Here is a 3213-nt window from a genome sequence, read left to right on the forward strand (position 1 = left end):
AATATGAATCATGCTGACAAATTGACGATACGTCTCAAGCGTATCCGGCAATTATCGTACCAATCGCGACCAGACCCCTTCGGGTTATATGGTCAAGCGATTAAGCGCATACGGTGGATGCCTTGGCAGCCAGAGGCGATGAAGGACGTTGTAGCCTGCGATAAGGTTCGGTGAGGTGGCAAACAACCTGTGACCCGGACATTTCCGAATGGGGAAACCCACCCAGCACAAGCTGGGTATCCCACACTGAATCCATAGGTGTTGGGAGGCGAACCGGGGGAACTGAAACATCTAAGTACCCCGAGGAAAAGAAATCAACCGAGATTCCCCAAGTAGCGGCGAGCGAACGGGGACCAGCCCTTAAGCTGGTGACTGGTTAGGCGAACGAGCTGGGAAGCTCGACCATAGGGGGTGATAGTCCCGTAGCCGAAAACCTGATCCAGTGAAATCGAGTAGGTCGGGGCACGTGAAACCTTGACTGAAGACGGGGGGACCATCCTCCAAGGCTAAATACTCCTGGCTGACCGATAGTGAACCAGTACCGTGAGGGAAAGGCGAAAAGAACCCCGGAGAGGGGAGTGAAATAGATCCTGAAACCGTATGCGTACAAGCAGTGGGAGCAGACTCGTTCTGTGACCGCGTACCTTTTGTATAATGGGTCAGCGACTTATATTCAGTGGCGAGCTTAACCGTATAGGGGAGGCGTAGGGAAACCGAGTCTTAACTGGGCGACCAGTCGCTGGATATAGACCCGAAACCGGGCGATCTATCCATGAGCAGGTTGAAGGTTGAGTAACATCAACTGGAGGACCGAACCAGGATCTGTTGAAAAAGATTTGGATGACTTGTGGATCGGAGTGAAAGGCTAATCAAGCCCGGAGATAGCTGGTTCTCCTCGAAAGCTATTTAGGTAGCGCCTCACGTATCACCGCCGGGGGTAGAGCACTGTTTCGGCTAGGGGGCCATCCCGGCTTACCAACCCGAGGCAAACTCCGAATACCGGTGAGTGCAGCGTGGGAGACACACGGCGGGTGCTAACGTCCGTCGTGAAAAGGGAAACAACCCAGACCGTCAGCTAAGGCCCCAAAATCCTGGTTAAGTGGGAAACGATGTGGGAAGGCTTAGACAGCTAGGAGGTTGGCTTAGAAGCAGCCATCCTTTAAAGAAAGCGTAATAGCTCACTAGTCGAGTCGGCCTGCGCGGAAGATGTAACGGGGCTCAAACCAGGTGCCGAAGCTACGGGTTCGTCGAATGACGAGCGGTAGAGGAGCGTCGTGTAAGCCAATGAAGGTGAGTTGAGAAGCTCGCTGGAGGTATCACGAGTGCGAATGCTGACATGAGTAACGATAAGGGGAGTGAAAAACTCCCCCGCCGGAAGACCAAGGGTTTCTGTTCGACGCTAATCGGAGCAGAGTGAGTCGGCCCCTAAGGCGAGGCCGAAAGGCGTAGTCGATGGGAAACGGGTTAATATTCCCGTACCTCACACCATTGCGATGGGGGGACGAAGAAGGCTAGGTGAGCCAGGCGTTGGTTGTCCTGGTGAAAGTCAGTAGGCCGAGGACTCAGGCAAATCCGGGTCCTTAAAGCCGAGAGACGAGACGAACAGACTACGGTCTGGAAGTCATTGATGCCACGCTTCCAGGAAAAGCCTCTAAGCTTCAGATGGTGTGTGACCGTACCCCAAACCGACACAGGTGGTCAGGGTGAGAATCCTAAGGCGCTTGAGAGAACTCGGGTGAAGGAACTAGGCAAAATGGTGCCGTAACTTCGGGAGAAGGCACGCCGGCGTAGTGTGAACACCCCGCGGTGGAAGCACGAACCGGTCGAAGATACCAGGTGGCTGCAACTGTTTATTAAAAACACAGCACTCTGCAAACGCGCAAGCGGACGTATAGGGTGTGACGCCTGCCCGGTGCCGGAAGGTTAATTGATGGTGTTAGGCTCCGGCCGAAGCTCCTGATCGAAGCCCCGGTAAACGGCGGCCGTAACTATAACGGTCCTAAGGTAGCGAAATTCCTTGTCGGGTAAGTTCCGACCTGCACGAATGGCGTAATGATGGCCACACTGTCTCCACCCGAGACTCAGTGAAATTGAAATCGCAGTGAAGATGCTGTGTACCCGCGGCTAGACGGAAAGACCCCGTGAACCTTTACTATAGCTTCACACTGGACGCTGATGTTGCTTGTGTAGGATAGCTGGGAGGCTTGGAAACCCGGACGCCAGTTCGGGTGGAGCCAACCTTGAAATACCAGCCTGGCATCATTGGCGTTCTAACTCAGCCCCGTCATCCGGGGCGAGGACAGTGTGTGGTGGGTAGTTTGACTGGGGCGGTCTCCTCCCAAAGCGTAACGGAGGAGCACGAAGGTACCCTCAGCACGGTCGGAAATCGTGCAATGAGTGCAAGAGCATAAGGGTGCTTGACTGCGAGACAGACACGTCGAGCAGGTACGAAAGTAGGTTCTAGTGATCCGGTGGTTCTGTATGGAAGGGCCATCGCTCAACGGATAAAAGGTACTCCGGGGATAACAGGCTGATACCGCCCAAGAGTTCACATCGACGGCGGTGTTTGGCACCTCGATGTCGGCTCATCACATCCTGGGGCTGAAGTCGGTCCCAAGGGTATGGCTGTTCGCCATTTAAAGTGGTACGCGAGCTGGGTTTAGAACGTCGTGAGACAGTTCGGTCCCTATCTGCCGTGGGCGTCGGAAGTTTGAGAAGAGCTGCTCCTAGTACGAGAGGACCGGAGTGGACGCACCTCTGGTGTTCCGGTTGTCACGCCAGTGGCATTGCCGGGTAGCTATGTGCGGACAGGATAACCGCTGAAAGCATCTAAGCGGGAAGCCCCCTTCAAGATGAGACTTCCCTGAGGCCTTGCGCCTCCTAAAGGGTCCAGCAAGACGAGCTGGTTGATAGGTCGGGTGTGGAAGCGCTGCGAGGCGTTGAGCTAACCGATACTAATGGCCCGTGAGGCTTGACCATATAACCCCAAGGGGTCTGCGCGATGGTACGCGCCGGATACGTGAGACGATCCTCAACAGCATGATTCATAGGCGGGTTGCGACACACACGCAGCCGGCCACCGTTTACGCCTGACGACCATAGCGAGTGGGAACCACCTGATCCCATGCCGAACTCAGCAGTGAAACCGCTCAGCGCCGATGGTAGTGTGGGGTCTCCCCATGCGAGAGTAGGTCATCGTCAGGCACTTCTTCA

Annotated in this window: 2 rRNA genes; both read left to right on the top strand. The window is 55.2% G+C overall.

The features are described from left to right. The first annotated feature begins 90 nt into the window (after positions 1-90). A 23S ribosomal RNA gene (locus HPA02_RS17960) occupies positions 91-2979 on the top strand. Positions 2980-3088: 109 nt separating this feature from the next. Then, positions 3089-3204 (top strand): 5S ribosomal RNA (rrf, locus tag HPA02_RS17965). Positions 3205-3213 lie beyond the last annotated feature (9 nt).

Source organism: Bisbaumannia pacifica (assembly GCF_007989625.1).
Taxonomy (GTDB): domain Bacteria; phylum Pseudomonadota; class Gammaproteobacteria; order Pseudomonadales; family Halomonadaceae; genus Bisbaumannia; species Bisbaumannia pacifica.